At 75.8% G+C, this 26,903-nt stretch carries 24 protein-coding genes and 1 pseudogene; 14 read left to right on the top strand and 11 right to left on the bottom strand.

Annotated features, from left to right (window positions below; all coding sequences use genetic code 11):
- Positions 1-1,673, top strand: a 1,673-nt coding sequence (locus GTR02_RS05870; RefSeq protein ID WP_166606541.1) for a sensor histidine kinase, incomplete at its 5' end; no start/stop codon positions are given.
- Between the two features lie 4 nt (positions 1,674-1,677).
- Here GTR02_RS05870 and GTR02_RS05865 read toward each other — a convergent pair.
- Positions 1,678-2,340, bottom strand: a complete 663-nt coding sequence (locus GTR02_RS05865) for a DUF2461 domain-containing protein (RefSeq protein WP_166606540.1) — start codon at positions 2,338-2,340, stop codon at positions 1,678-1,680.
- A gap of 278 nt (positions 2,341-2,618) precedes the next feature.
- Between GTR02_RS05865 and GTR02_RS05860 the strand changes: the two genes are divergently transcribed.
- From GTR02_RS05860 to GTR02_RS05825, 8 genes are read left to right on the top strand one after another with little or no spacing between them, the layout of a single operon-like run.
- Entirely contained in the window at positions 2,619-3,971 is a 1,353-nt protein-coding gene (locus tag GTR02_RS05860; RefSeq protein WP_166606539.1) for an ABC transporter substrate-binding protein, read from the top strand.
- On the top strand, positions 3,964-4,920 hold the full coding sequence (locus tag GTR02_RS22795; protein ID WP_166606538.1) for an ABC transporter permease subunit: 957 nt from the start codon (positions 3,964-3,966) through the stop codon (positions 4,918-4,920). Before GTR02_RS05860 ends, GTR02_RS22795 begins: the two co-directional genes overlap by 8 nt.
- Positions 4,917-5,798, top strand: coding sequence for an ABC transporter permease subunit (locus GTR02_RS05850; protein WP_166606537.1), 882 nt, complete (start codon positions 4,917-4,919; stop codon positions 5,796-5,798). The genes GTR02_RS22795 and GTR02_RS05850 overlap by 4 nt, the downstream gene beginning before the upstream one ends.
- A 7-nt stretch (positions 5,799-5,805) precedes the next feature.
- Positions 5,806-6,588 (top strand): VOC family protein, encoded by a 783-nt coding sequence (locus GTR02_RS05845; protein WP_166606536.1) that lies wholly within the window; start codon positions 5,806-5,808, stop codon positions 6,586-6,588.
- Positions 6,585-7,568, top strand: coding sequence for an aldo/keto reductase (locus tag GTR02_RS05840; RefSeq protein WP_205708714.1), 984 nt, complete (start codon positions 6,585-6,587; stop codon positions 7,566-7,568). Before GTR02_RS05845 ends, GTR02_RS05840 begins: the two co-directional genes overlap by 4 nt.
- Before the next feature lie 44 nt (positions 7,569-7,612).
- Positions 7,613-8,017: a tautomerase family protein gene (locus GTR02_RS05835; protein ID WP_166606535.1), complete on the top strand. Its 405-nt coding sequence runs from the start codon at positions 7,613-7,615 to the stop codon at positions 8,015-8,017.
- The gene (locus GTR02_RS05830; RefSeq protein ID WP_166606534.1) at positions 8,014-9,414 is read left to right on the top strand and encodes a GH1 family beta-glucosidase; all 1,401 of its coding nucleotides are present in this window, start codon (positions 8,014-8,016) and stop codon (positions 9,412-9,414) included. Before GTR02_RS05835 ends, GTR02_RS05830 begins: the two co-directional genes overlap by 4 nt.
- A gap of 49 nt (positions 9,415-9,463) precedes the next feature.
- Positions 9,464-10,702, top strand: coding sequence for an ROK family protein (locus GTR02_RS05825; RefSeq protein ID WP_205708713.1), 1,239 nt, complete (start codon positions 9,464-9,466; stop codon positions 10,700-10,702).
- A gap of 35 nt (positions 10,703-10,737) precedes the next feature.
- On the opposite strand, the gene ppk2 is transcribed toward GTR02_RS05825, so the two are convergent.
- A complete protein-coding gene (gene ppk2 / locus GTR02_RS05820) occupies positions 10,738-11,634 on the bottom strand; it encodes a polyphosphate kinase 2 (RefSeq protein WP_338073612.1) in 897 nt (298 codons plus the stop codon).
- Between the two features lie 86 nt (positions 11,635-11,720).
- Between ppk2 and GTR02_RS05815 the strand changes: the two genes are divergently transcribed.
- From GTR02_RS05815 to GTR02_RS05805, 3 genes are all read left to right on the top strand, one after another.
- Positions 11,721-12,386 carry a hypothetical protein gene (locus tag GTR02_RS05815; protein ID WP_166606532.1) on the top strand — a complete coding sequence of 222 codons (666 nt, stop codon included), beginning with the start codon at positions 11,721-11,723 and terminating at the stop codon, positions 12,384-12,386.
- Between the two features lie 28 nt (positions 12,387-12,414).
- The gene (locus GTR02_RS05810; RefSeq protein WP_166606543.1) at positions 12,415-12,963 is read left to right on the top strand and encodes an NYN domain-containing protein; all 549 of its coding nucleotides are present in this window, start codon (positions 12,415-12,417) and stop codon (positions 12,961-12,963) included.
- A gap of 214 nt (positions 12,964-13,177) precedes the next feature.
- Complete coding sequence (locus GTR02_RS05805; protein WP_166606531.1) at positions 13,178-14,503, top strand: reverse transcriptase domain-containing protein; 1,326 nt, start codon at positions 13,178-13,180, stop codon at positions 14,501-14,503.
- On the opposite strand, the gene GTR02_RS05800 is transcribed toward GTR02_RS05805, so the two are convergent.
- The 9 genes from GTR02_RS05800 to GTR02_RS05760 form a co-directional block, all read right to left on the bottom strand.
- The gene (locus tag GTR02_RS05800; protein ID WP_166606530.1) at positions 14,445-14,801 is read right to left on the bottom strand and encodes a DUF3817 domain-containing protein; all 357 of its coding nucleotides are present in this window, start codon (positions 14,799-14,801) and stop codon (positions 14,445-14,447) included. The two genes, GTR02_RS05805 and GTR02_RS05800, sit on opposite strands and share 59 nt — an antisense overlap.
- A gap of 73 nt (positions 14,802-14,874) precedes the next feature.
- Entirely contained in the window at positions 14,875-15,534 is a 660-nt protein-coding gene (locus GTR02_RS05795) for a TetR/AcrR family transcriptional regulator (protein ID WP_166606529.1), read from the bottom strand.
- 9 nt (positions 15,535-15,543) lie between these two features.
- Entirely contained in the window at positions 15,544-17,982 is a 2,439-nt protein-coding gene (locus GTR02_RS05790) for a glycoside hydrolase family 3 N-terminal domain-containing protein (RefSeq protein ID WP_205708712.1), read from the bottom strand.
- Between the two features lie 4 nt (positions 17,983-17,986).
- Entirely contained in the window at positions 17,987-19,261 is a 1,275-nt protein-coding gene (locus tag GTR02_RS05785; RefSeq protein ID WP_166606528.1) for an MFS transporter, read from the bottom strand.
- A 183-nt stretch (positions 19,262-19,444) separates the two neighbouring features.
- Positions 19,445-20,479 (bottom strand): aminoglycoside phosphotransferase, encoded by a 1,035-nt coding sequence (locus GTR02_RS05780; protein ID WP_166606527.1) that lies wholly within the window; start codon positions 20,477-20,479, stop codon positions 19,445-19,447.
- A 70-nt stretch (positions 20,480-20,549) separates the two neighbouring features.
- Positions 20,550-20,843 carry an antibiotic biosynthesis monooxygenase gene (locus GTR02_RS05775; RefSeq protein WP_166606526.1) on the bottom strand — a complete coding sequence of 98 codons (294 nt, stop codon included), beginning with the start codon at positions 20,841-20,843 and terminating at the stop codon, positions 20,550-20,552.
- 94 nt (positions 20,844-20,937) lie between these two features.
- Positions 20,938-22,428, bottom strand: a complete 1,491-nt coding sequence (locus GTR02_RS05770) for a gamma-aminobutyraldehyde dehydrogenase (protein ID WP_166606525.1) — start codon at positions 22,426-22,428, stop codon at positions 20,938-20,940.
- A gap of 43 nt (positions 22,429-22,471) precedes the next feature.
- On the bottom strand, positions 22,472-24,685 hold the full coding sequence (locus GTR02_RS05765) for a putative bifunctional diguanylate cyclase/phosphodiesterase (protein WP_166606524.1): 2,214 nt from the start codon (positions 24,683-24,685) through the stop codon (positions 22,472-22,474).
- A 115-nt stretch (positions 24,686-24,800) separates the two neighbouring features.
- The gene (locus tag GTR02_RS05760) at positions 24,801-25,739 is read right to left on the bottom strand and encodes a cation diffusion facilitator family transporter (RefSeq protein ID WP_338073610.1); all 939 of its coding nucleotides are present in this window, start codon (positions 25,737-25,739) and stop codon (positions 24,801-24,803) included.
- 110 nt (positions 25,740-25,849) lie between these two features.
- Between GTR02_RS05760 and ureA the strand changes: the two genes are divergently transcribed.
- On the top strand, positions 25,850-26,587 hold the full coding sequence (gene ureA, locus GTR02_RS05755; protein WP_166606522.1) for an urease subunit gamma: 738 nt from the start codon (positions 25,850-25,852) through the stop codon (positions 26,585-26,587).
- Positions 26,584-26,903: pseudogene (locus tag GTR02_RS05750) on the top strand (urease subunit alpha); the annotation flags it as partial. The gene ureA and the pseudogene GTR02_RS05750, both read left to right, overlap by 4 nt.

Below are 26,903 nucleotides of genomic sequence, written 5' to 3'. Positions count from 1 at the left end.
GCGCGAACGGGCCCGCCCCGGCCAGCACGGCGCTCGCCGGTGAGCGCGCCGGGGCGGCGACCGCCGTGCTGGCCGGGGCGGGCCCGTTCGCGCGGGGCCTGCTCCTGCTGCCGGGTGGCCCTGCGCCGCGCGGCGCCGCGCGGGCCCTCGACGGGGTGCTGGCCGCCGCCGCCGTCGCGTGGTCCGCGGCCGTCCTCGCCGGTACCGCCGGCCCGGCGAGCGCCGCCGCGACGGTGGTCGCCGCCGCCTTCCTGGCCCGCGGCCGGCTGACCCTCGAGGCCTCCGCGCCGGGCCCCCGGCGCCGCGGGCTGTGGCTCCTGCTGGGCCTGTGCGGGTCCGTGCCCCCGACGCTGCTCGTGCTGATCGCCTCGGACGGGACGGGCGTGGGGCCCGTGCCCCTGACCGTCGTCCTGGGCGCCGCGTCCCTCGTCCTGCCCGGCTGCGTCGTCCTCGCCGCGGCCGACCCGCCGGACCTCGACGTCCGCGTGGTGGCCAGCCGGGGCGTCGCGTCCGTCGTCGCGGTCCTCCTCGCGGTCGCGGCGTTCTCGGGCGCGGCCGCCGTGGCCGACCTCGTCGGTCGCCCCGCCGGCCCGGGCACGCTCGCCCTGCTCGCGGCCCTCGTGGCGGCGGGCTTCCACCCCGTGCTGCTCCGCGTGCGCGGGGTCGTCGACGAGGTGCTCTTCGGCGGGCGGGTCGACGCGGTCCGGACGCTCGCGCTGCTGGGGCCGGAGCTGAGCGGGGCGTCGGACCCGCAGGCCTGGCTGGCCACGCTCCGGGTCGCGCTGGCCGTGCCGGCCGTGGAGCTGCGCGCGGGGTCGCGCAGCAGCGCCAGCCCCGGGCCGCTGCCGGCGCACGCGCCCCGCGTGGAGGTGGAGCTGCGGGCCGGCGGGGACGTCGTCGGGGTCCTGCTCGTGGCCCTCGCCCCGGGCACCCGGCGGCTCGCACCGGCCACCCGGGTCGTCGTGCAGCTCCTGGCCGGCCCGCTCGGGCAGGCCGCGCACGCGACGCGCCTGGCCGAGGACCTGCGCGCCTCGCGCGCGCGGGTGCTCGCGGTGCTGGAGGACGAGCGCCGCCGCGTGCGCCGCGACCTCCACGACGGGCTCGGGCCGACGCTGACCGGCATCGCCTACAGCGCCGACGCCACGGCCAACCTCCTGCACGGCGACCCGGCGGGGGCGGCCGCGGTCCTGGCCGGGCTGCGCACGGACGCGGCGGACGCCATCGCCGAGGTGCGCCGGATCGTCGACGGCCTGCGGCCCCGCGCGCTGGACGAGCGGGGGCTGGTGGAGGCGGTGCGGCAGCAGGTCTCGCGGCTGCACGCGGCCGACGGGCGGCGGCTGCACGTCCGCCTGCGCGCCCCCGACGTGCTGCCGGACCTGCCCGCGGTGGTCGAGGTCGTCGCCTACCGGGTGGCCGTGGAGGCGGTCACGAACGTCGCGCGGCACGCGGGCGTGGACGAGGTGGACGTGCGCTTCGCCGTCGCGGGCGGCGCGCTGGTGGTCGAGGTGCGCGACCGCGGCGCCGGCCGGGCCGCGTGGGCGGTGGGCACCGGCCTCGGCGCCATGCGCGAGCGCGTCGAGGAGGTGGGCGGCGAGCTGCACGCCGCGGCCGGGGAGGCGGGCGGCGTGGTGCGGGCGGTCGTCCCGCTCGCCGCGGAGGCCCCCGCGTCCTGACCCGTCAGTCCCCGGCGCCCACGTGCTCCGCCAGCCACCGGTTGGCCCGCCCGAGCGAGCGCCACGTCGAGGTGACGACCTCGAGGCACTCGGGGGAGTCCAGCCAGGGCCCCGCGGGTCGCAGGCTGCTGAAGGCGAGGCTGCGCAGGCGCAGCAGGTCCATCCGCGGGTGGTCGCGGTCCCACCCCCGCGGGGCGGTCTTGAGCTCGAAGCCGTCCAGCTCCAGGCCGTCGGCGGCGAGGGCGTCGCGGCAGCGGTCGAACGACCGCGCCACGGAGGGGTCGTCCACGGCCCGGCGGAAGCGCGTGAGCACGGCGGTGTCCGGGTGCCACCAGCCGCCCGCGAGGAGGAGACCGTCGAGGCCCAGCTGCAGGTACAGGCTGCCGACCCCCTCGTGGCCCTCGGCCGCGCAGCTCGCGTGCAGCTGGTACGGGCTCTTGTCCTTGCTGAAGCGCACGTCGCGGTAGGGCCGGAAGACCTTCACCGCGCCGAACTCCGGCTCGAGGTGGGCGGCCAGCGCGGCCAGCGGCTGCGCGACCTCGGTCTCGTACGTCTCGCGGTGGGCCTGCCAGTAGGCCTTGGAGTTCTCCGCCTCGAGCCCGGCGTAGAACTCCAGCGCCTGTTCGCGGAAACCCTCGAACGGTCCTGCGGCCGGGTGCTCGACCATCGCTGTGCTGCCTCCGGGAGTCGGTGGAGCCGCCGTCGCGGCGCCCCGGCAGCATCACCCGCTGCCGGGGGTCCCCGCCACCGCGGGGTGCGGCGGCGTGGTGCGCCGCCCGTGGGTCGCGTCGCCCGAGGGTCTTGACAGGTACTTACTTACGTTGCGTATCGTTTGCCGCGCGGCGAGGAGGCCGCCGTCGACGTCGACGCTCCCTCCCCGCGGCGCAGCCGTCTCCGCACCGCAGCACCCGGCAGTCCCGATGGTCGTCTCGACGAGGAGCATCCATGAGCAGGCGCCCCACCCCCCTGACGCTCGACGCCACCGCGCCCCCGGCCGCCCCGGTCGAACCGCCCACCGCACCGGCGGGGGTGCGTCGCCGGTCCCTGCTGTCGGCCGGTGCCGCCGCCCTCGGCGCCGCGCCGCTGCTGGGCGCGTGCGGGGGCGGCGACACCAGCAGCAGCGGCGGGACCACCACCGTGCGGGTCTGGACGTGGTACAGCGAGCAGCAGGAGGAGTTCCCCCGGCTCGTGGAGGAGTTCCAGGCGAAGAACCCCTCGATCAAGGTCGAGAACCGCATCTTCGGCTCCCCCGACCAGTACCTGCCCGCGCTCGCGGCCGCGGTCTCGGGCGGTGACGTGCCGGAGATCTTCGCCCCGCACATCCGGGCCCTCTCCTACGGCGAGGCCGGGGTCTCCGCCGACCTCAAGGCCGAGCTGGGGGACGAGTTCCTGTCCGACTTCTTCCAATCCACCATCGACGAGTACACCCTCGACGGCAAGCAGTACGCGCTCGGCTGGATGGCCCAGACCTTCGGCGTCTTCTACAACCCGGACCTCCTGGCGGCCGCGGGCGTGACGGGCGAGCCCGAGACGTGGGACGACCTCATCGCCGCCGCCGACAAGGTCAACGCCACCGGCAAGAGCGCCGTCGCCATCTCGGCCAGCCCCTCCACGAGCGGTCTCGACTTCTTCCTCCCGCTCCTGGCGCAGATCGCCGACGACCCCACCTACTACCTCCGCCTCGACAAGCTGGACGGCGTCGACTACACCGACACCGTCGTGGTCCAGGCCCTGGAGCTGATGCAGAAGATCGTGCGCGGCGGGGTCTTCCAGCCCGGCGCCAACGGCACCTCGGGCGACCAGGCCAACCAGCTGTTCTTCACCGAGGGCTCGGCGATGCTGTTCAACGGGTCCTTCGCCCCGCAGGGGTTCGTCCTCAACGCGCCACCCGAGTTCGTGCAGAAGTACAAGGTCATGCAGACCCCGGCGCTCGCGCCCGGCGCGCGGCACTACACCGCCAACCAGGCGGGGGCGGGCCTCGCCGTCAGCGCCACGAGCAAGGCCAAGGACGCCGCGCTGGAGTTCCTCCGGTTCATCTACTCCCCGGAGCAGTACACGAAGACGATGAACGCCAGCAACAGCATGCCCTCGACGAAGAGCGCGGCCGCGGAGGTCAGCAACCCCGTCCTGAAGCAGATGACGTCCTGGCTGCTCGACGGCAACGGCGTCCCGCACATCCCCTTCGGCGCCGGCTCGAGCGAGGCGGGCGGCCCGCTCGCGACGATGTTCGACGACACGGGCGAGCCCGCGGACGTCGCCCGGCAGATGCAGGAGGCGGTCACCAGTGCCCGTGGCTGAGCGGGCCAGGGCGTCCACGTCGGGCGCCCTGGCCGTCCGCGACCGCCGCGGGGCGGCCCGGCTGCACCGCCCCGAGCGCGTGGCCGGGTTCGTGTTCATCGCTCCAGCGGTGCTGCTGTTCCTCGTCTTCGTCGGCTACCCGATCCTGCGCACCGTCTACCTGGGCTTCACGACCTGGAGCGGGTTCGGCGACCCGCAGTGGGCCGCCCTGGCGAACTACCGGCGCATGGTGGCGGACCCGGTCGCGCGAGCCGCCTTCGTCCACACCCTGGCCTTCGCGGCGGTCACCACGGTGCTGCAGACGGCGCTGCCCCTCGTCGTCGCCGTCCTCGTCAACAGCACCTGGCGACGGTTCGGGGTGCTGGCGCGGACCCTGCTGTTCGTCCCCGGCATCGTCTCGATGGTCGTGACGGGAGTCATGTGGCGGCTCGTGCTCGACCCCAACCTGGGCCTGCTCAACCGCGGGCTGCGCGCCGTCGGGGCCGAGTCGCTCGCCACGAGCTGGCTCGGGGAGTCGGCCACGGCGCTGCCCGCCATCGTCGTCGTCTCGCTCTGGCAGTCCCTCGGACTGACCGTCCTCATCTTCTTCGCCGGGCTGCAGGGCATCGACCCGACGCTCTACGAGGCCGCCGAGACCGACGGTGCCGGCCCGGTGCAGCAGTTCGTCCACATCACGGTCCCGGGCCTGCGGATCGTGACGGGCATCGTCGTCAGCCTGAACCTCATCAGCGGCTTCAAGGTGTTCGACCTGATCTACGTCATGACGCAGGGCGGGCCCAACCACGCCAGCGAGTCCCTCGGCACCCGGCTGTACAGCCTGGCCTTCGGCTCGACGTCCGGATCGGTCCCGCAGTTCGGCTATGCGTCGTCCCTCAGCGTCGTCGTCCTCCTGCTGTGCACGTTCGCCGTGGTCCTGCAGACCTGGCTGACCCGCCGGAGCACGCGGTGACCGCCGAGGCGGTGCGCCTGCGGCCCCGGCGCCGGCTGAGCACGCCGAGCAGCCGGCGCAGCCCCCTGCTCGGCCGCCTCGTCTTCGCCGTCGCGCTCGGCCTCGTGTGCGCGGTCATCGCCCTGCCGCTGCTGTGGATGGTCCTCACCTCGCTGCGACCGTCCACCACGGTGTTCACCGGTGGCTTCTTCCCGTCCTCGATCACGGGCGAGGCCTACCGCGACGTCTGGACGAGCGCGCAGTTCGGGACCCACTTCCTCAACAGCCTGTGGATCACGACCGTGACGGTGGCGGGCGTCCTGCTCTTCGCCTCGCTGAGCGGCTACGCCTTCGCCCGCCTGCAGTTCCCGTTCAAGAACGTCATCTACCTGGCGCTGCTGAGCACGCTCATGATGCCGGCGACCGCACTGATCCTGCCCCTGTACCTCCAGCTGCGCTCGCTCGGGCTGCTGAACTCGCAGGCCGGGCTCGTGGTGCTCTACGTCAGCGGGTCGACGCCGTTCGCGGTGCTGCTCATGCGCGCCTTCTTCGAGACGCTGCCCGAGGAGCTCAGCCAGGCGGCCCGCCTCGACGGCGCGAGCGAGCTCCAGATCTTCTGGCGCGTGGTGCTGCCGCTGACGCGGCCCGGGCTGGCGACCGTCGCGATCTTCCAGTTCCTGCAGACGTGGAACGAGTTCCTCTACGCCAACACCGTCCTGCGGGACACCGGGAAGCTGCCCCTGCAGCCCGTCCTCTTCAGCCTCGTGGGCCAGTACTCCACCAACTGGTCGGTGCTGAGTGCCGGCCTGGTCCTGTCCGTCGTCCCCGTCATCGCCGTCTACGTCTTCATGCAGCGGCAGTTCGTCGCCGGCATGACGCTCGGCGCCGTCAAGAACTGAGGTCCCCGTGCCCCTGACCACCGTCGTGCTCAACGTCGCCGACGTCGCCCGCTCGGTCGACTTCTACACGACCCACCTGCGGCTGCAGCCCGTCGGCGAGGTGAGTGCCGAGCGGGCCGTGCTCGACGCCGTCACCGCGACGATCGAGCTGCTGCGGCTGCCCGACCCGGCCGAGCCGTCCACGTGGGAGACCGACGACCTGCAGCGCGGGTTCCGCCACGTCGGGTTCAAGGTGGACGGCGTCGACCCCTTCGTGGCGCGGCTGCAGGCCGCCGGCGTCGCGTTCCACCTCGAGCCGATCGAGGCCACCGGGAACGTGCGCATCACGTTCTTCCGCGACCCCGACGGCACCATGCTGGAGCTCGTCGAGCGGGACCTGCAGTACACCCGGGTCCTGGACCCCGCGGGGGTCGACGCCGAACGGGCCCTCGGCGTCCCCGTGCGCCCGCGCTTCGACCACGTGGCCACCACGGTGGCCGACCTGGGGACGACCCAGGCCCGGTTCGCGCCGCTGGGCTTCACGACGATCGGCACGATCGCGCAGCCCCACGACCCGCGGGGCTTCGACATCCACTACCTGAAGTCCGGCGACACGGTGCTCGAGGTGTTCACCTACGGGGCCGCGACGAGCGAGCGCGCGCCGCAGCTGCGCGCCCCCGGCTTCGTCGCCGCGGGCGTGGCGGGGCCCGACGGTGCGGACGCGGGGTTCCGGGCCGTGGGCAGGCGGGGCGGGCACGCCGTGCACGCCGACGAGGACGGGTTCCCCGTCGTGCTCGCGGCCCCGGCGTGACGGCACCCGGGGAGGCGGGCTGGCGGCGGCCGCTGGGGCGCACCGGGCTCAGCGTCACGGCGCTCACCGTCGGCGGGGCCCCGCTGGGCAGCATGCCGGCGGCGTTCGGCTACACGGTCGCGGCCGAGGACGCCGTCCGGTTCGTCCGCGCGGTGCTGCGCAGCCCGATCCGCAACATCGACACGGCCAACGGCTACAGCGACGGGGAGAGCGAACGCCGGATCGGCGCCGCGGTCGCCGCCGAGGGCGGGCTGCCGCCGGACGTCGTGGTCATGACCAAGGTGGACGCCCGCGACGGGGACTACTCGGGACGACGCGTGCGCGCCTCGGTCGAGGAGAGCCGTCGGCGCCTCGGGCTGGACACCCTGCCCCTCGTCCACCTGCACGACCCCGAGTTCCACGACTGGGGCGCCCTCACCGCGCGCGGGGGCGCCGTCGACGCGCTCGTGGCGCTGCGGGACTCCGGCGCCGTGGGCAGCATCGGCGTCGCGGGTGGTCACACGCCGACGATGGCCCGCTACCTCGCGCTCGGCGTGTTCGACGTAGTGCTGGTGCACAACCGCTGGACCCTCGTCGACCGCAGCGCGGGGGACCTGATCGCCGACGCGGCCGCCCGGGGTGTCGGCGTGGTCAACGCGGCGGTGTTCGGCGGCGGACTGCTCGCGGGCCGCAGCGGTGCGACCGGGGCCCCGACGTACGGCTACCGGCCCGCCCGGCCGGAGACGCTCACCGCGGTCATGGCGTTGCGCGCGCTGTGCGAGCGGTGGGGCACCGACCTCGCCACGGCGGCGCTGCAGCACTCCCTGGCCGACCCGCGCATCGCCACGACCGTGGTCGGGGCGAGCCGGCCGGAACGGCTCGACCAGCTGCTGGACAGCGCCGCCGCGGAGCTGCCCACCGAGTTCTGGTCCGAGGCTGCGGCGCTGGCCCCGGCGCCGGAGGCGTGGCTCGACGCGCAGCAGGAACCCCCCGCCCCCTGATCCCGTCTCCCCGTCCGCCACCACCCGCGCCCCCCGGAGGAACCGTGCCCCTGGTCACCATCGACGTCCACGAGGATCTCGCCGACCGGCGAGCCGCCCTGAGCGCCGCGATCCACCGCGGTCTCGTGCGGTCCTTGCAGATGCCCACCGAGGACCTGTTCCAGGTGTTCCGCCTGCACCCGCGGGGCGACCTGGTGTACTCCCGGACCTACCCGGACGCGGAGCGCACCGACCTCGTGCTCGTCCAGGTGCTGCTGGCCCCGCTGTACGACGCGGCGCAGAAGCAGGCCATGGGCCGCGCCGTGGTGGAGGAGCTCGCCGCGGTCGGCGTCAAGCCCGACGACGTGCTCATCGCGTGCACGGAGAACGGCGACGGCGACTGGTACGCGCCGACGCGGGCCGACGCCGTGGCGGCCGGGTTCGGCGCGGCCCCGGCGGTGGGCCGGTGACGACCCGCGCGGCGTTCCCCGCCGGCTTCGCCTGGGGCACCGCGACGGCGGCCTACCAGGTCGAGGGCGCCGCCGACGAGGACGGCCGGGGCCCGAGCGTGTGGGACGTGTTCGCCCGTCGCCCCGGGGCCGTCGCGGACGGCAGCACGGGTGACGTGGCCGACGACCACTACCACCGCTTCGCCGAGGACGTCCGGCTGATGGCCGACCTCGGCGTCACGGCCTACCGGTTCTCCCTGTCCTGGTCGCGCGTGCAGCCCACCGGTGCCGGACCGGCCAACGCGAAGGGCCTGGACTTCTACCGTCGGCTCGCGGAGGAGCTGCGCGACCACGGCATCACGCCGTACGCGACCCTGTACCACTGGGACCTCCCGCAACCGCTCGAGGACGCGGGCGGCTGGCTCGCCCGGGACACCGCAGCGCGCTTCGCCGACTACGCCGTCCTCGCGACGAGCGGGCTCGGCGACCTCGTCGACCGCTGGACGACGCTGAACGAACCCTGGTGCGCGGCGTTCCTCGGCTACGCCGCGGGCGTGCACGCCCCCGGCCGCCGCGAGGGGGCGCGGGCCGCGCAGGCCGCCCACCACCTCCTGCTCGGCCACGGCCTGGCCGTCGACGCCGTGCGCGCCGCCGCCCCCGCGGCCCGCGTCGGGGTGGTGCTGAACCTCTACTCGGTGCAGGCGGCGTCGTCCGGCCCCGCGGACGCCGACGCGGCGCGTCGCATCGACGGGCTGCAGAACCGGTTCTTCCTGGACCCCGTCCTGCGGGGGACCTACCCGGAGGACGTGCTGGCGGACCTGGGTCAGCAGGACTGGTTCGCGGCGCAGCCGGACGGCGACCTGGCGCAGATCCACCGGCCCCTCGACTTCCTCGGCGTGAACTACTACAGCCGGCACACCGTGGCCGCCCCGGCGCCGGCCGGCGTCGAGGACGCCGACGTGGTGGGGCTCGCCTTCCCGGGCAGCGAAGCGGTGCGGTCGATCGACACGGGCGCACCGCGGACGCACATGGGGTGGCCGGTGTGCCCGGAGGGGCTCCTCGACGTGCTGGCGCAGGCCCACGCGCTGGCCCCGCAGCTGCCGCTGCTCGTCACGGAGAACGGCGCGGCCTACCCCGACGTCGTGGGGCCGGACGGTGCGGTCGAGGACCCCGAGCGCACCGACTACCTCGTGCGGCACGTCGAGGCCTGCGCGCAGGCGGTGCGGCAGGGGATACCCCTCACCGGGTACTTCCTGTGGAGCCTCCTGGACAACTGGGAGTGGGCCTGGGGGTTCTCGCGGCGGTTCGGCGTCGTCCACGTCGACTACGCCACCCAGGCCCGCACCGTCAAGGCGAGCGGGCGCTGGCTGCGGTCGTTCCTGCGCGGCGAGGAGGCACCGGCGGCCGGGCTACGCTGATCGGCCGACCTGACCCGGCGGCGTCCGTGCGTGGTGGAGGGAGACGGTGGTGGCGGCTCGGTACGCAGGTCGTTCGGCGGCACGGACGAGCCGGACCATCGTCGACCTCGTCCGGTCCAGCGGGGTCGTCAGCCGCGTCGAGCTGGCGGAGATGTCCGGGCTCACGGGTGCGTCGATCTCCCGGACGGTCAAGCGGCTCCTCGACGACGGCCTGCTCGTCGAGACGGGGCAGAGCGACGCGACCGGGGGGAAGCGCCGGACGCTGCTCGAGCTGAACACCGCGGGACGCTTCGCGATCGGCGTGTCGATCGACGACGCCCGCATCACGTACGTGCTGGTCAACCTCGGCGGGGAGGTCGTCGGCGAGTTCTCCTCCGAGGGCATCGGCGCGTCCCCGCCGCGGGCCGTGGTGCGCCGCATGGCGAAGGAGGTCCGCGCCGTCCTGAGCACCGGCGGCGTGACCTCCGCGGCGCAGGTCACGGGGATCGGTGTGGCCGCCCCGGGGCGGCTCGACCTGCGGGGCACCGCCATGCGCTCCTCGCGCGAGGCGACCGAGTGGGAGCAGTTCGCCATCGAACCGGCCCTGCAGGAGGCGACGGGGTTGCCCGTCACCCTCGAGCACGACTACGTCTGCGCCGCGCTGGGGGAGTTCTGGGTCGGCCGGGTGCCGGCTGCCGAGGACTTCGTGTGCTTCTTCGCCGCCACGGGTTTCGGTGCCGGCATGGTCCTCGGCGGAGAGGTCTACCGCGGTTCCTCCTCGAACGCGGGGGAGATCGGCCACATGGTGCTCGACGTGGGCGGGACCCCGTGCTGGTGCGGGTCGCGCGGTTGCCTCGAGGCCGTCGCGGGGCCGCGGGCCGTCGTGGGACGGGCGCTGGAGCGGCCCGGCCTGGCCGCGGCCCTCGGGCTGAGCGGCCACCCGGACCGCGTGCGGGCCGACTTCGCGGCCATCGCCGGGGCGGCGGCGGCGGGGGCGGCCGTGACGGGCGGCGCCGACTGCCTCGACGTCGTGCGGGACTCGGCCCGCAACGTCGCGGCGGCGGTCCTGTCGCTGACCAACGTCATGGACCTCGACCGGGTCGTCCTGTCGGGCCCGGCCTTCGCCGAGGCGGGCGCCATCTACCGGGACGCCGTGCGGGACGCCGTGAGCGGCCTGTCGTTCCTGCGCCAGGTGCACCCCGTCGTCGTGGAGCTGTCCCAGCTGGGGCTGCAGTCGGCCGCCATCGGCGCCGCGACGGTGGCGCTGGACGGCGGGCTGATCGCCCCGGTGTCCTCGCCGCCTCGGTAGGCCGGGACCAGTCGGCCCCGGGCGCCGGCGGCCCGTCAGGCCGCGGGGCGGCGGTCCGCCTCGAGGATCTGCCGCGCGTGCACGACGAGCTGCGGGTCCGGACGGCCCACGACGGAGGCGTCCTTGCCGTCGTAGTCGAAGCGGTCCAGGACGACGCGCATGGCCTCCAGGCGGGCGCGCTTCTTGTCGTTGGTCTTGATGACCGTCCACGGCGCGTACGGCGTGTCCGTGCTCGCGAACATCGCCTCCTTGGCCGCGGTGTAGTCGTCCCAGCGGTCGAGGCTGGCGACGTCCATCGGGCTCAGCTTCCACTGCCGCACGGGGTCGATCTGCCGGATGGCGAACCGGGTGCGCTGCTCGGCGCGGGTCACGGAGAACCAGAACTTGACGAGGTGGACGCCGTCGTCGACGAGCATCCGCTCGAACAGCGGCGCCTGGTCGACGAACCGCTCGTACTGCTCGTCGGTGGCGAACCCCATCACGCGCTCGACACCGGCGCGGGTGTACCAGGACCGGTCGAAGAACACCATCTCGCCCGCCGCGGGCAGGTGCGCGACGTAGCGCTGGAAGTACCACTGCGTGGACTCGCGCTCCGACGGCTTGCTGAGGGCGACGACGCGGGCGCCGCGCGGGTTGAGGTGCTCGGTGAACCGCTTGATGGTGCCGCCCTTGCCCGCGGCGTCGCGGCCCTCGCACAGCACGACGACACGCGCGCCCGTCTCCTTGACCCATTTCTGCAGCTTCAGGAGCTGGATCTGCAGCGCCCGCTTCTGCGGGTCGTAGACGTGGCGGGGCATCCGCTCGTCGTAGGGGTAGTCCTCGCGCCAGGTGTCCACCGGGCTGCCGTCGGCCCGCACGAGCACGGGCTCGTCGTCGTCGTCGACGACCCGCAGGCCCTCGGCGTCCACCAGGCTGACCACGTCGTTCCCCACGACCCCGAAGGGTAGGAGGCCTCCGCGCCGCCCGCCCGCCGAGCGACCGCGCGGGCGGTCGGGGCCGCGGCCTGCGAACCTGAGCCGTGCCGTTCTACGCCGACGCAGGGCCCCGCCGGGTGCGCCAGGTCACGGGCGACCTCCTGCTCGTCGTGGGGGTCCTCGCCGCCGGGTGGCTCGGCCGCACGGTGCGTGCCGCGGTCGCCGCGCTCGCGGACCCGGCCCTCTCCTTCGCCGCGGGGGCCACGGGGCTCGCGCAGCGGCTGCGCGACGCGGGGGAGCAGGCCGGCGACACCCCGCTCGTGGGCGACGAGCTCGCCCGGCCGCTGGACGCCGCGTCCTCCTCCGCCGGCAGCCTCGCGGCCGCGGGCCGCGAGCAGGCCGGGGCCGTGCAGGACCTCGCGCGGACCCTGGGGCTCGCGACCGCCCTCATCCCGATCGCCCTGCTGCTGCTGCTCTGGGGGCTGCCGCGGCTGCGGTGGCTGCGCCGCGCGCGCTCGAGCCGGCGGCTGGCCGCGACACCGGGCGGGGACACGCTGCTCGCCCTGCGCGCGCTGCAGGGGGGGCCCGACGCGGCCCTGCTCGCGGTGCACCCGGACCCGGCCGCGGCCTGGCGCGCGGGGGACCCCGCGGTCGTCCGGGCCCTCGCGGACCTGCAGCTGCGCAGCGTCGGGGTCACCCGCCGCGCCGCGGGGACCACGGGGGCCGTGCGCGCCGACGGCGGCCCCCGCGGGGCGGCACCGGGGCGATAGGTTCGGCGACGTGGCGACCGGTACCGGCATGACGTACGTCCTGGTGGACGGCGAGAACATCGACGCGACCCTCGGGTCCTCGATCCTCGACGGCCGGCCCGCGCCCGAGCAGCGCCCCCGCTGGGAGCGCGTCATGGACTTCGCGCGCACGACGTTCGCGCAGCCCGCCAAGGGCCTCTTCTTCCTCAACGCCTCCAACGGCCACCTGCCGATGTCCTTCGTGCAGGCGCTGCTGGCGCTGGGGTACCAGCCGATCCCGCTGTCCGGCGGACCGGGCGAGAAGGTCGTCGACATCGGCATCCAGCGCACGCTGGAGGCCCTCGTCGGCCGCGACGGCGACGTGCTCCTCGCCAGCCACGACGGCGACTTCCTGCCTCAGGTCGACGCCCTGCTCAGCGGGGACCGCCTCGTCGGGCTCGTCGCGTTCCGCGAGTTCGTCAACTCCCAGTACGCCTCGTTCTACGAGCGCGGGCTGAAGGTGTTCGACCTCGAGGACGACGTGCGGGCCTTCAACGTCGTGCTGCCGCGGGTCCGGATCATCCCGCTCGAGTCGTTCGACCCGCTGCGCTACCTCTGACCCCCGCGGGTGCCCGGGCTCGTACAGTGGCGAGCGTGCGGTGGCGCTGCGGGCGAGAGGGTCAGGCCGGTGCGCCGGCCCGACCGGTCCGGGGTCACCCCGGGCGCAGCACGACGACCACGGCGCGGCGCCGCAGGAACCCGCCTGCGCTCCGCGCAGCTCAGTACCCGCACGACGGGACGGGTCGCCCGGCGCCACCGCACACCCGCCGCCCGTGAGCGAGGCGCTGGTCGCGTCCGCGCTCGCGGCGGCCCTCCTCGACGGGCCGTGGGACGCCGCGGCGCTCACCACGCGCGCCACCGCCGCGCTGGGCGGCCGCCGCCGCGCCTGGGTCGCCGGCGTCGTCGCGGACGTCCTCGCCGCCCACCCCCGCCCGCCGCTGGACGCGCCCCGGAGCTTCACCACCGAGCTCGCCCGCCACCCCGCGCTCGCCCGGGCCGTGCACGCGGCCGAGCGGCGGGGCCGCCCGCTGCGCCCCGCGCACCTGGAGCCCGTGCCGAGCAGCATGGGCCGCCGGCGCTGGCCCGTCCCGGTCCTCGACGGCGTCGCCGACCTGGCCGCCCTCCTCGACCTGGACCTCGCGGAGCTCGACTGGTTCGCCGACCCCCGCGGCCTGCAGCGGCGGGCGTCCGGCACCGCGCTGCACCACTACACCTCGCGCTGGGTGGCCAAGCGGGGGACGCCGCGCCTGATCGAGGCCCCCAAGCCCCGGCTGCGGCACCTGCAGCGGATCGTCCTGCACGCCGTCCTCGACGTCGTCGACGTGCACGACCTCGCCCACGGCTTCGTCCCCGGCCGCTCCGCCGTGACCGGTGCGCGCCGGCACACGGGCGCCGACGTCGTCGTGCGGATGGACCTCAGCGCCTTCTTCGCCTCCGTCGGGGCGGCGCGCGTCTACGGCGAGTTCCGCCGCCTCGGCTACCCGGAGGCGGTGGCGCACCTGCTCACCGGGCTCTGCACCCACCGCACACCGCTGACCGTGCTGCGCACCCTGCCCGCCGGTGGTCGCGCCGAGGACCGGTTCCGGTTGCGGCAGTGGCTGTCCGCGGCGCACCTGCCCCAGGGGGCGCCCACCTCCCCGGCGCTCGCGAACCTGGTCGCGGGCCCGCTGGACCGCCGGCTCGCGGGCCTCGCGGACTCGATGGGTCTGCGCTGCACCCGCTACGCCGACGACGTGACGTTCTCCGGCGGTCCGCAGCTGCGCTCGGGGGCCGGCCGCCTCGTCCGCTGCGTCACGGCGATCGCCGCGGAGGAGGGGTTCGTCGTCAACGGGGACAAGACCCGGGTGCGGGGGGCGGAGCAGCGTCAGGTCGTCACGGGCATCGTCGTCAACGAGCGCACGAGCGTGCCGCGCGACGAGTTCGACCGGCTCAAGGCGCTGCTGCACAACGCGGTCCGGTCCGGGCCGGCCTTGCAGAACCGGCGGGGCCACCCCGACTTCCGCGCCCACCTGGCGGGGCGCGTGTCGTGGGTCGAGGCCGTCAGCCCTGCGAAGGGGCGGCGCCTGCGCGCGACGTACGACCGGATCGCGTGGGGATGACGCCGAGGCGCCCCGTGCGGGTCACCCAGCGCTCGAACACGATCGAGCCCAGCGGCGGCACGCTCGCCACGAGGGCGAGGAACGTCGTGCCCAGGCTCCAGCGGAACCGGCGGGCCGCGACGAGCGCGCTGAGGACGTAGATCGAGAACGCCGCCCCGTGCACCGCGCCCACGACGGGGACGCCGCCCTCGTGCGGGGCCTCGACGACGTACTTGAGGACCATCGCGACCAGCAGTGCCGTCCAGGAGACGGCCTCGACGACGGCGACGGCGCGGAACCAGCGGGCGACGGCGGACATGCGTCCAGTGTGCCCGGCGGGGCCGGGTGGCTCCCGCCGCGCGCCGTGTGGGGTGCCTCACGGCGCGCGGGCGTCAGCTCCGGGCGGGGCGCACCGGCTGCGTGCTCGCGCCCCAGCGGGCCCGCCGCCCCTCGACGAAGGCCGCCAGGGCGCCCGCGAGGTCGAACGACTGGCCCGAGACCAGCCACTGCACCTGCAGGCCGTCCTGCACGGCGATGGTCTCGCGCACCAGGTCCTCGACGGGGGTTCCCGGGTCGAACTCGCCGGACTCGACGCCGTGGCGGACCGCGTCGGTCAGCCACGAGCGCACGCCCTCGTAGTGGGCGATCACCCACGCGTGGGCGGGGTGCCCGGGGTCGATCGCCTCCGCGCTGATCGAGACGAACAGGCCGACCACGTCGGGCCGGGCGGCGTTGCGCCCCGCCAGCGACACGAGCGCGTCGAAGGCCTCCCACCCGAGGGCGGTGCCGGGTTCGGTGTCCAGCAGCAGCCCGTCGATCTCGTCCCGGTGGTCCAGGGCCGCCGTCAGCAGCGCCACCTTGGACGGGAAGTGGTGCAGCAGACCGGACTGGCTCAGCCCCGCGCGGTCGGCGATCTGGGCGATCGACGTGCCGCGGAACCCCTTCGAGGCGAACAGCTCCAGGGCGACCTCGAGCACGCGCGAGCGGGACTCGTCGCCCGCGGCGCTGGCGCGCCCCGTGAGGGTGTTCCGGTAGCGCCGCGGGAAGGACATGGCGGGACCCTATGCCACGCGGGGCACGCGCAGCCGGACGTCGCCGAGGCCCCGCGCGACGAGCAGCTCACCCCCTGCGGGCAGGGGCCGCCAGCGGCCCGCCGCGGTGTCCCAGGTCCGCAGCACGCGCGGGTCCGGCCGCACCACGACGTCGCGGTGCTCGCCCGGCGCGACGTCCGCGGCGACCGCCCAGCCGACCAGCCGGACGGGCGCGCCCACGGGGTCGAGGTAGACCTGCACGACCTCGCGGGCGGTCCGCGCGCCCGTGTTGCGGACCCGCACGGCGACGGCGCCGTCGGGCTCGACCCGCGCCGACTCGTACGCCCACGTCGACCAGCCCAGGCCGTGGCCGAGCCAGAACGCGGGTGGTTCCGCAGCGCCGTACCACCCGCGGTAGCCCACGGCCGTGCCCTCGGCGTAGACGAGGCGGCCCCCGGTCGGGACGGTCTCCCACGCGGGGCCCGCGCCGTCGCGCGCGGGCCAGGTCGTCACGAGGCGCCCCGTCGCCTCCCGCACGCCCAGCAGGACGTCGGCGACGGCGTCCCCGCCCTCCTGCCCCGGCAGGCCCACCACGACGACGCCGGCCACGTCGTCCAGCCACGGCAGCAGCACGGGGGTGGCCGCGTTGACCACGACGGTCGTCGAGGCCGCGACGGCCGCGACCGCGCGCACCAGCTCGTCCTGGTCGCCGGGCAGCGCGAGGGTCGTCTTGTCGGCGGCCTCCGTCTCCTGCTCGTCGGTGAGGCCGACGACGACGACCGCGCGCCGCCCGCGCGCCTGCTCGACCGCCTCCGCGACCACGTCGGCCGTGCGCCGGGGGGCCGGGCGGGCCACGAGGGCGTACAGGCACGGCGACGTCCCGGTGGGCTCGACGCGGGCGACGAGGGTCGCGTCGCCCTGCCCGGCCACGGCCGTCGACCACGACGGCGGCGTGAGGATGCCGGCCCCCGGGTCGTCCGTCGGCAGGACGACCTCGGCCGTGTGCTCGGTGCCCTGGTGCGTGAGCGTCCAGCGCCCCGCGCCGATGACGCCGACCTCGACGCCGTGCGCGTCGTCGACGTGCACGGTCGCGGCCAGCTCCAGCCAGCGCGCCCCGCTGTGCGGGCCGGGCCCGAAGCCGAGGACGACGCGCGGGTCGGCCAGCACCTCCGACGCCAGCTCGCTGCCGTCCGCGCCGAAGCTCGTCGCCCGCAGTCCCGGCGCGCCCGTCTCGGGGTCGCGCAGCACGTCGGCGCCCGCGGCCTCGGCGCGCTCGCGCACCTCGACGCCGTCGACGACGACGAGCGCGCCGTCGGCCAGGGCGGCCCGCAGCCCGTCCTCGACGTCGACGCGGTGCGGCGGCCACACCTGCGCGGAGCCGCCGCCCTGCAGCGTGGTCCGCACCGCGTGGCGCCCGACGAGGACCAGGGGCGCGTCGGGAGTGAAGGCGTCCGCGGGGCCGACGACGGCGCTGCCCGTGAGCACCGTGGCGCCCGCGGCCGCGGCGGCGCGCAGCTGCTCGCGCCGGGCGGGGGAGGCGGGGCCCTCGACGTCGCCCGCCGCGACCCGCGCGGCGCCCGGGGTGGGGTGCCAGGCCCCGACGCGCGAGGCCAGCCGCAGCACGCGGGTCACGTGGTCGTCGACGACGGACTCCGCGACGCGGCCGGCGCGCACGGCGGCGACGAGCGCCTCGCCCCAGGGGCCCTGCGGACCGGGCATGACGAGGTCGAGCCCGCCGGTGGCGGGCTCCTCGGTGCGCCGGGTCGCGAACCAGTCCGACATCACCAGGCCGTCGTAGCCCCACTCGTCCTTGAGGACGCCGTTGAGGAGCTCGCCGTGCTCGGTGGCGGGGACCCCGTTCACGGCGTTGTAGGCGGCCATCACCGTCCAGGGCGAGGCGTCGGCCACGCAGATCTCGTAGGGCAGGAGGTACAGCTCCCGCAGCGCGTCCGGCGGCACGACGCTGTCGACGTCGTGGCGCTCGGTCTCCGCCTCGTTGGCGACGAAGTGCTTGAGGCTCGCGCCGACGCCGCGGCGCTGCATGCCGCGGACGTACGCGGCGGCGAGGCGGCCCGACAGCAGGGGGTCCTCGGAGTAGGCCTCGAACAGGCGCCCACCCAGCGGGGTCCGGTGCAGGTTCACGGTGGGCCCCAGGACGACGTCCACGCCCTGCCGCAGGGCCTCGAGCGCGAGCGTGTCGCCCAGCGCCTCGAGCGCCTCCTCGCTCCAGGTGGACGCGGCCACGGTCGCGCTGGGGAACATGACGACCTGCTCCCCGCCCGTGAACTCGCTGCCGCGGACCCCGGTCGGCCCGTCGCTGAACGTCAGGGGGGGCAGGCCGATCGCGGGTTCCTCGGCCAGGGCGAACATCGCCGCCCCCGTCAGCAGGCGCACCTTGCGCTCGAGGTCGAGCGAACCCAGGGCCGTGCGGACGGCCTGCTCGAGGCCGGTGGCGTCGGTGTCGGTCACGGTCCTACCTCACACCCTTGATCGGGACGATGGCGAGGGCGCCCAGGACGCCGACGGCGCCCGCGACGACGAACAGCAGGTCGTAGTTGTCGTTCGCGGCCGCACCGACGCCCAGCAGCACGCCGCCGATCGCCCCCGCGAGCGACTGCGGCAGCGCGTTGGCGATGTTGAGGACGCCGAGGTCCTTGGCGGAGTCCTCCGGGTCGGGCAGGACCTCGATGACCAGGGCCGTGTCGACCGCGATGTAGACGCCGTAGGAGGCGCCCATCACGAGTTCGACCCAGTAGAAGCCGCTCACGGTCGAGGTGGCGGCGAGCAGGGCGAGGCCCACGCTGAACCCGACGGTGGAGGCGATGACGAAGGGCTTGCGGCGGCCCGTCCGGTCGGACAGCCAGCCGCCCAGCTTCGCCGTGACGACGAGGGCCACGGTGTTGACGAGGACGCCCGTCGTGAGCGTCTTCGCCGCCTCCGCCGTGCTGAGGCCGATCTCGTCCTGCAGGAAGAACAGGCGGAAGACGATGAAGAAGAAGTTCGCGAGGATGATGAGGAACCGGGAGATCCACGCGAGCCCGAAGTCGCGGTGCCGCAACGGGTTCACCCAGAACGTCGTGAGCAGCGACCGGACGCCGCCCAGGGCGGGGCGGGTGCGGACCACGACGTCCGGCAGCACGGCGCAGTACGCGACGACGAGCACGAACGCGAGCGCCGCGGGCACGAGGAACAGCGCGAGCACGTCGGAGACGAACAGCTGGGCCACGTACGCGGCGAGCAGGATGCCCAGGTTCTGCATGACGCCGACGTTGGCGGAGACCCCGGCCCGCTGGTGGGCGGGCACCTGGTCGGCGATGGTCGCGAGCATCGGGGCGAGGACGGCGTTGCCGGCGAGCTGGGCGAGGCACCAGCCCGCCAGGACGACGCCGACGCTGCCGGCCTGCGCGACCACGAGCAGGGCGAGGACGAACACCGTGACGCCGCCGAGCATCCACGGGCGGCGGCGCCCGAAGCGGGACGTCGTGAGGTCGCTCAGGCGGCCGAACACGGGGTTGGCCACGAGGGCGAACAGGGCCGCGACCGACAGGACGTTGCCCGTCGCGATCGCGCGCTGGTCCTCCGGCACGAGCGTCTGGACCTTGATGGCCATGCTCACCGTCACCGGCGCGAGGAGGGCGACGAACAGGCCGAACTGGGCGAGGGCCATGCCGACCACCACGCGGCGCGGGGCGCGCGCGGTGGTGTCGAGGCCCGCAGGAGGCGGGGCGAGGGGCGGGGAGGAGGCCATGGGGAGTCCAAACGTCGTCGTCGTGACTGGCATCCGTGCAGACCGAGCGATCGGTCGGCGGAGTGGGTCGATGGTGGACTCGTCGCCCGGCGCTGTCAACCGTCCCTGCGCTGTCCACCGTCCCGGCGCTGTCGACCGTCCCTGCGCTGTCGACCGTCCCGGCGCGGTCCGCCGGGGAACCGGTCAGCCCGCGAGGTCGAGGGCCTCGTCGCACCAGCCGACGAGGTGGGCGAAGACCAGCCCGCGCTCGCGGTACAGCCGCTGCGCGTCGGCGTCGCGGTGGTAGGCGTGGTGCCGCGCGTCGCCGGCCCGCTGCAGCAGCAGCGGCAGGAGCCAGGCGTACTTGACGCAGGAGGCGACGGTGCCCAGCCGCGCCTCGCGGTCGGTGCCGCCCCAGCCCGCCGCCCGCAGCCCGGCGAGGTGCGCCGCCGAGCACGCCGCCTCCAGCTCGGGGAGCCGTGCCGCGGGCCAGAACAGGTCGAGGACCGCGTCGGGCAGGTAGTTCCCGAGGTCCTCGCCCACCGCTCCGTCGCCCGCGAACGTCCAGTCCAGCAGGACCGCGTCGCCGTCGGGGCGCCGGATGACGTTGCTGACCCACGCGTCCAGGTGGCACAGCGTCCGCGGCAGGGCCTCGACGACGCCGAGGAGGTCCTCGCGGTGGGCGACGAGCCGCCGCCAGCCGTCGCGCAGCCCCGCGGGCCAGGTGTCGCGCACGAGGGGGTGCGCCCAGGCCGCGTCGTCGTCGAGGACCGCGACGTCGCCCGGGCGGCTGAGGGAGTACTCGCGCAGGAACCGCCGCGACGCCCACGGGGCGTCGACCGGCCCGGCGGCCTGCCAGCGGCCGAGCCCGGCGGCGACGGCCACGTGGTCCTCGAGCGCGAACTCGGTGCCGAGCCGGCCGGGGACGTCCTCCAGCCACAGCGTCGTGCCCGCGGCGTGCTCGACGACCTCGGCCGCGGGCAGCGAGAGCCCCGTGCCGGCGAGCGAGGCGCGCACCCCGGCGTCGCCGTAGACCTCCGCCTCGCGGTGCCAGTAGTTCCACCGGCGGGGGTCGGTGGACGCCGACCAGTGCGCGACGGCCGGCGCCGCGGTGCCGGGGCGGCGCAGCTCCTTGCGCACCCGGCTGCCCGCGGCGGTGACCACGCGCTCCACGACCACGGTCGTGGGGTTGTCGACGTTGAACCGCAGCGGCTCGCGGCGCTCGGCCCCCTCGGTCACGCGCCGATCGTCGCAGAGGCCGCCGCGGGCCCCCGCGCGGCGCGCGCGGGTCTCGTGGGCCGGGCGGGGCTCAGGCCCCGAGCGGGGTGAGGAACTCCGCGCGGACGCCGCTCACCAGCTCGCGGACGCGGTCCAGGAACTCCGCGGTCGCCGGCCGGGCCTCGTGCGCGCGGTGGGCGTCGCGGTCCACGTACACCTCGTGGAACAGCCGGGCCAGCGGGGCGTCGTCGATGCGGAACGGCGTGTAGACGATCGTCCCGGGCTCCTCGGCGAGGATCCCCGGGACCGTCTGCGCGACGAGGGCGTCGAACGTCGCGGCCGACTCCTCGTCGGGCAGGTCGAAGCGGACAGCGATGGCGAACACGGGTTCCTCCGGGTGCGGGAGCGGGGTCGGTGCAGGTCGGTGCAGGCAGGGGCGGTGCGGGTCGGTGCAGGCAGGGTCGGTGCGGGCGGTCGGGTCAGCGGAAGACGGTGCGGTGCCACTCCTTGCGGGCGGTGCCGGTGCGGTCGAGCATGACGTGCTTCACGCTCGTGTACTCCTCGAAGGAGTAGGTGGACATGTCCTTGCCGAACCCGGACGCGCCCACCCCGCCGTGCGGCATCTCGCTGACGATCGGGATGTGGTCGTTGATCCACACGCACCCCGCCCGCAGTTCGGCGCTGGCGCGCAGCGACCGGTAGACGTCGCGCGTCCAGGCCGAGGCCGCGAGGCCGTACGGGGTGTCGTTGGCCAGGTCGAGACCCTCGTCGTCGGTGTCGAACGGCAGGGCGACCAGGACGGGGCCGAACACCTCCTGCTGCACGACCTCGGAGTCCTGCGCGGCCCCCACGAGCAGCGTCGGTCGGTAGAACGCGCCGGCGGACAGGTCCTCGCCGCCGGGGCCGGCCGCCGGGACGGTGCCGCCCGCCACGACCCGCGCGCCCGCGGCCACGGCGCGCTCGACGACGGCCGCGACGCGGTCCCGGTGACGGTGGTGGATCAGTGGGCCGAGGTCGGTCGCCGGGTCCCCGGGCAGGCCGACCCGGACGCCGTCCATCAGCTCCGCGACGCGCGCGACGAACGCGTCGAACAGCGGTCGCTGCACGTACGCGCGCGTCGCGGCCGTGCAGTCCTGACCGGAGTTGATGAGGCTGCCGGCGACGGCGCCCTGGGCGGCGGCCTCCAGGTCGGCGTCGTCGAAGACGACGAAGGGGGCCTTGCCGCCGAGCTCCAGGTGCACGCGCGATCCCGTCCGCGCGGCGATCTCCATGACGCGGCGCCCGACGGGCGTGGAACCCGTGAACGACGACATCACCACGCGGGGGTCGCCGACGAGGGCCTCGCCGGCGACGGGCCCCGTCCCGGTCACGACGTTGAACACCCCGTCGGGCAGCCCGGCGGCCGTCAGCACCTCGGCGAGCAGCAGCGTGGTGAGCGGCGTGTTCTCGGCGGGCTTCAGCACGATCGTGTTGCCCGCCGCGACCGCCGGCAGGACCTTCCAGCCGGCCATCTGCAGCGGGTAGTTCCACGGTGCGATCGACCCGACGACGCCGAGGGGTTCCCGCCGCACGTAGGAGGTGTGGTCGCCGTCGTACTCCGCGGCGGCCCGGCCCTCCAGGTGCCGCGCCGCGCCGGCGAAGAACAGCGCGTTGTCGACCGTCCCCGGCACGTCGAACTCCCGCGCGAGGCGCAGGGGCTTGCCGGTCTGCGCGCTCTCCGCGGCGACGAACTCCTCCGCGCGCTCCCGCAGGAGCGCCGCGGCGCGCGCGAGGACCTCGCTGCGCGCGGCGGGCGTCGTGCGCGACCAGGTGCGGAACGCCGCGGCGGCCGAGGTCACGGCGTCGGCGACGTCCTCCGCCGTGGCGGCGGTGCCCGTCGCGACGACCCGGCCCGTGGCGGGGTCGACGACCTCGAGCACCTCCCCGCGCCCGGGCCGCCGGGCGCCGTCCACGTGCTGCAGGTCGTCCATGGCGCGACCCTAGGGCCCGGGGCGGGGGCCCCGGGCGCGCGCCTCAGATGAGGACGTCGTCTCCGCGCCGCGCGCACGTGCGCCGCACGAACCCGGCCACGTCGCCGGCCCCCATCGGCAACCCGAGGTGGTGGCCCTGCGCGAGGTCGACGCCCAGCGTCCGCAGCCGCTCGACCTGCCGCTCGTCCTCGACGCCCTCGGCCAGCATCCGCATGTCCAGCGCGCGGCACAGGGCCGCGATGCCCTGCAGCAGCGGGACGTCGCCGCCCTCGGAGACCAGCACGGTGAGCGAGCGGTCGAGCTTCACCGTGGAGACGGGGAAGCGGCGCAGGTAGGACAGCGACGTGTAGCCGATGCCGAAGTCGTCGAGGTCGAGCTGGAACCCCGCGGCGACGACCTCCCGCAGCGACTCCGCGATGAGGGGGTCGTCGGGCAGCTCCTCGTGCTCGGTGATCTCGAGGTGGATGCGGCCGTGGGCGATGCCGTGCTGGTCGGCGAGGGCCGCCACCCAGCGGCCGATGCCGCGCCGGCGCAGGCTCCCGATGCCGAGGTTCACGCTGAGGTCGAGCGCCGGCAGGCCCGCGGCGTCCCACCGGGCGAGGTGCCCGAGGGCCTGCTGGGCGACGTGCTCGTCCAGCCGGGCGCCCAGGCCCGCGGCCTCGGCGTGCGACAGGAACTCGTCCGGCATGAGCAGCCCCTCGCGAGGGTGGTGCCAGCGCACGAGCGCCTCGGTGCCCACGACGCGCAGCGGCTGCAGCGCCACGATCGGCTGGTGCACGACGACGAGCTCGCCGACCTCCGACGCCGGGGCGCCGTGCAGGAGCAGCCGTCGCAGCTCGCCCTGCCGGGCCAGCCCGCCCAGGACCTGCTCGCGCAGCTGCGGCCGGTAGACCAGCGACCGGCCCTTGCCGGCCTGCTTGGCGGCGTACATGGCGACGTCGGCGTCCACCAGGGCGGTGGACAGCGGGACGCCCGCGGCGAGCGGCGCGATCCCCACGCTCGCGGTCACCGTCGACGGTGTGCCGCCGGTGTCGAACGGCACGTCGAGCGCGGCGAGCAGCCGGTCGCCCGGGCCGTCCTCGTCGAGGGTGGAGGTGGCGAACACGACGATGAACTCGTCACCGCCGGTGCGCGAGACCACGCCCTCGGGACCCACCGCGGTGCGCAGCCGGTCGGCGACGTCGACGAGCAGGGCGTCGCCCACGGCGTGGCCGCGCGTGTCGTTGATCTGCTTGAAGTCGTCGAGGTCGACGAGGCACAGGTGCACGTCGCGGTCGTGCAGCCGCTGCCGCAGCTCCGCCGTGGCGCGGTGCAGCCCGCGCCGGTTGACCAGGTCGGTGAGCGGGTCGCGCTCCGCCGCCCGCTCGGCGCGGGTGAGGGAGCGCGCCGCGAAGAACACGCCGGCGCACGCCAGGACGTACCCGCTCGGGGTCACCACCTCGACCGCGACGGACGGCAGCACGCCCAGGGCGCCGAGGCCCCAGAGGACGGGGACGACGCAGAACACGGGCACGGTCGTGAGCAGGCGCTGGCCGTCGCGGCGCAGCGTGCCGCCCGCGAAGGGGGTGCCGACGTGGCGCATGCTCGGCTGCTGCGCGGCGGCGGCGAGCAGCACGCTCGCCGCGGCCACCACCACGCCCAGCAGCTGGGACTGGCCGGTGGTGCCGGCGTCGGGGATGGCGAGGCCCGTGACCCCCGTGAGGAGCACACCCGCCAGGACGACCAGCACGGTGGCCGGCGCCAGGCCCTCGCGCGTGACCAGCACCCGCAGCAGGACGACGACGACCACGGTGACGCTCGTGCCCGCCAGGACCGCGGGGCGCGCACCGACGTGGTGCAGCATCGCGAGCAGCTGGACGACGACGAGCGTGGTGCCGCAGGCGGTCAGGGCCAGGTCGGGCCAGGTCGTCCGGGCGGGGCCGCCGGGCAGGCGCAGGGTGCGCCAGAGCGCCGGCACGAGCGCCAGGGCGGTGACCTGGACGACCGCGAGGCCTCGGCGCGCGACGCGGAGCTCGTCGCCGGCCGCCTCCCGGCCCAGCGCGGTGACCAGCCCGAAGCCGAGCAGCAGCAGCACGACCGCCCAGAGCCGCGGGTGCGCGGGCCGGTGCCGGTTCACCCCGAGCGCGGCGACGAGGAGGGCGCCGCCCTGGACGACGACCAGCGCGGGCGCCCGCAGGACGGGGCACGCCAGGGCGAGGGCGACGAGAGCGGCGGCGAGCACCGCGATCGCGGCCAGCCCCCACCTGCCTCTGGTCAACGTCCCCCCTCAGCGCACCCCCCGGGTCCGCTGGCGGACGGTGGCAGGAGGCACTGCCCCTGGGTATCGACGGCGGCGGCGCCGTCCTCGCTCGCCCGAACGGGGGGTGCGCGGCTCACGCGTGGGTGGCGCCCTCGTGCCCGCCGTGGCCGGCGGGTTCCAGCTGGAAGGTGGCGTGCTCGACGGCGACGTCGAAGTGCTGCGCCACGCAGGCCTGCAGCTCGTCGAGGATCTGCGGGGCGTGACCGTCGAGGAAGCAGTCGTCGTCGAGGACGACGTGGGCCGAGAGCACCGGCAGGCCGGACGTGATCTGGCTCGCGTGCAGGTCGTGGACGGCCTGCACGTGGGGCAGGTCGAGCAGGTGCCGGCGCACCGCGTCGAGGTCCAGCCCTGGGGGGGCGGACTCCAGCAGGACGCCGGTCGTCTCGCGCAGCAGCCGCAGCGTGCGGGGGAGGATCAGGGCGCCGATGAGGAGGCTCACGACGGCGTCGGCCCGGAGCCAGCCCGTCAGCGCGATGACGGCGGCGGCCACGAGGACGGCCACCGAGCCGAGCGCGTCGTTGGCGACCTCGAGCACCGCGGCCCGCATGTTCACGCCCCGCCGCCCGCCGGAGCCGCCGCGCACCAGCACGGCGAGCGCCACGAGGTTGCCCGCGAGGCCCACGGCCCCGAAGACGAGCATGGCCGTGGACGACACCGCGGGCGGGTCGACGAGCCGGCGCACGCCCTCGACGACGACGAACACGCCCACCGCGAGCAGCACGGCGGCCTGCAGGGTGGCGGCGAGCACCTCCGCGCGCCGGTAGCCCCAGGTGCGCTGCGGCGTCTCGGGCCGCAGCACGAGCGTCGCGGCGATGAGGGCGATGACGAGGCCGGCGGCGTCGGTGAGCACGTGGCCCGCGTCGGCCAGCAGCGCGAGGCTGCCGGAGACCCACGCGCCCACCGCCTCGACCACGAGGATCGAGGCGGTGATGGCCAGCACCACGGCCAGGCGGCGACGGTCGCCGACCGCGTCGGCGTGCGCGTGGCCGTGCCCGTGGCCGTGAGGGCTCACCCGAGCACCCGCGCGTCCGTCGCAGTCACCCTCCGACACTACCGACGCCGACCCCGCCGGCCGGGCGGACGGGCGCAGCGGCCGGGATCCGCGTGGGTAGCCTGCGGCGCATGCGGCTCACCCCCACCGAGCGTGACCGGCTGCTGCTGTTCACCGCGGCCGAGCTCGCCCGCTCCCGCCGCGCGCGCGGCTGGCGCCTGAACGTCCCGGAGGCCACGGCGCTGGTCGCCGACACGGTCTGCGAGGCCGCGCGCGGGGGCGCGCGCCTGGCCGACGCGATGGCCGCGGGCCGCGCCGTGCTCGGGCCCGACGACGTGCTGCCCGGCGTCGCGGACGTCGTGACCGAGGTCGACGTGGAGGCCGTCTTCGACGACGGGTCCCGGCTCGTCGTCGTCGTGGACCCCATCGGCGGCGGCTCCCTCGGCGCGGACGCCCCCGGGGCCGCGCTGCCGGGGGACGCCCCGCGCGTCGTGCTCCCCGACCTCGTCGCCGTCGAGGTCACCAACACCGCGAGCGTCCCCGTCAGCGTCACGTCGCACTTCCACTTCTTCGAGGTGAACCCGCGGCTGAGCTTCGACCGCGCGGCCGCCTGGGGGCGCCGCGCCGCGGTCCCCGCGGGCGCGTCCGTGCGCTTCGACCCGGGGCAGCGGCGCACGGTGGAGCTCACCCCCATCGCGGGCCGACGCGTCGCCATCGGCTTCGCTGGCCTCGTCGACGGGCCGCTCGACGCCCCCGGGGCGCGCGAGGACGCGCTGCGGCGCGCCCGCGCCTGCGGCTACCTCGACACGGGGGACGCCGGCACGGGGGACGCCGGCACGGGGGACGCCGGCGCGGGAGTCGACCGGTGAGCCTCGAGCCGGCCGACCACATCGCCACCTACGGCGCGCGGCGCGGGGACCGGCTGCGGCTGGGGGACACCGGCCTCGTCGTGGAGGTCGAGGACGACGCGCAGCAGCCGGGGGAGGAGTTCCTCGCCGGGTTCGGCAAGACCGCCCGCGACGGCCTGCACCTCAAGGCCGCCACGGTCCGCGCCACCTGCGACCTGGTCGTCTCCAACGTCGTCGTCGTCGACGCCGTCCTCGGGGTGCGCAAGGTCTCCATCGGGGTCCGCGAGGGGCGGATCTGCGCGATCGGGCGGGCGGGGAACCCCGACACCCTCGACGA

Origin of the sequence: Kineococcus siccus (assembly GCF_009906795.1) — a bacterium.
Taxonomy (GTDB): Bacteria; Actinomycetota; Actinomycetes; order Actinomycetales; family Kineococcaceae; genus Kineococcus; species Kineococcus siccus.
The sequence above is the reverse complement of the archived record's forward strand: the minus strand, read 5'-3'. Positions and strand labels throughout refer to the sequence as shown.

Bases quoted from the DNA above. Each gene is read 5' to 3' on its own strand.
- GTR02_RS05865 (WP_166606540.1), bottom strand. From the start codon at position 2,340: ATGGTCGAGCACCCGGCCGCAGGACCGTTCGAGGGTTTCCGCGAACAG.
- GTR02_RS05860 (WP_166606539.1), top strand. From the start codon at position 2,619: ATGAGCAGGCGCCCCACCCCCCTGACGCTCGACGCCACCGCGCCCCCG.
- GTR02_RS05810 (WP_166606543.1), top strand. From the start codon at position 12,415: ATGACGTACGTCCTGGTGGACGGCGAGAACATCGACGCGACCCTCGGG.
- GTR02_RS05800 (WP_166606530.1), bottom strand. From the start codon at position 14,801: ATGTCCGCCGTCGCCCGCTGGTTCCGCGCCGTCGCCGTCGTCGAGGCC.
- GTR02_RS05795 (WP_166606529.1), bottom strand. From the start codon at position 15,534: ATGTCCTTCCCGCGGCGCTACCGGAACACCCTCACGGGGCGCGCCAGC.
- GTR02_RS05785 (WP_166606528.1), bottom strand. From the start codon at position 19,261: ATGGCCTCCTCCCCGCCCCTCGCCCCGCCTCCTGCGGGCCTCGACACC.
- GTR02_RS05770 (WP_166606525.1), bottom strand. From the start codon at position 22,428: ATGGACGACCTGCAGCACGTGGACGGCGCCCGGCGGCCCGGGCGCGGG.
- ureA (WP_166606522.1), top strand. From the start codon at position 25,850: ATGCGGCTCACCCCCACCGAGCGTGACCGGCTGCTGCTGTTCACCGCG.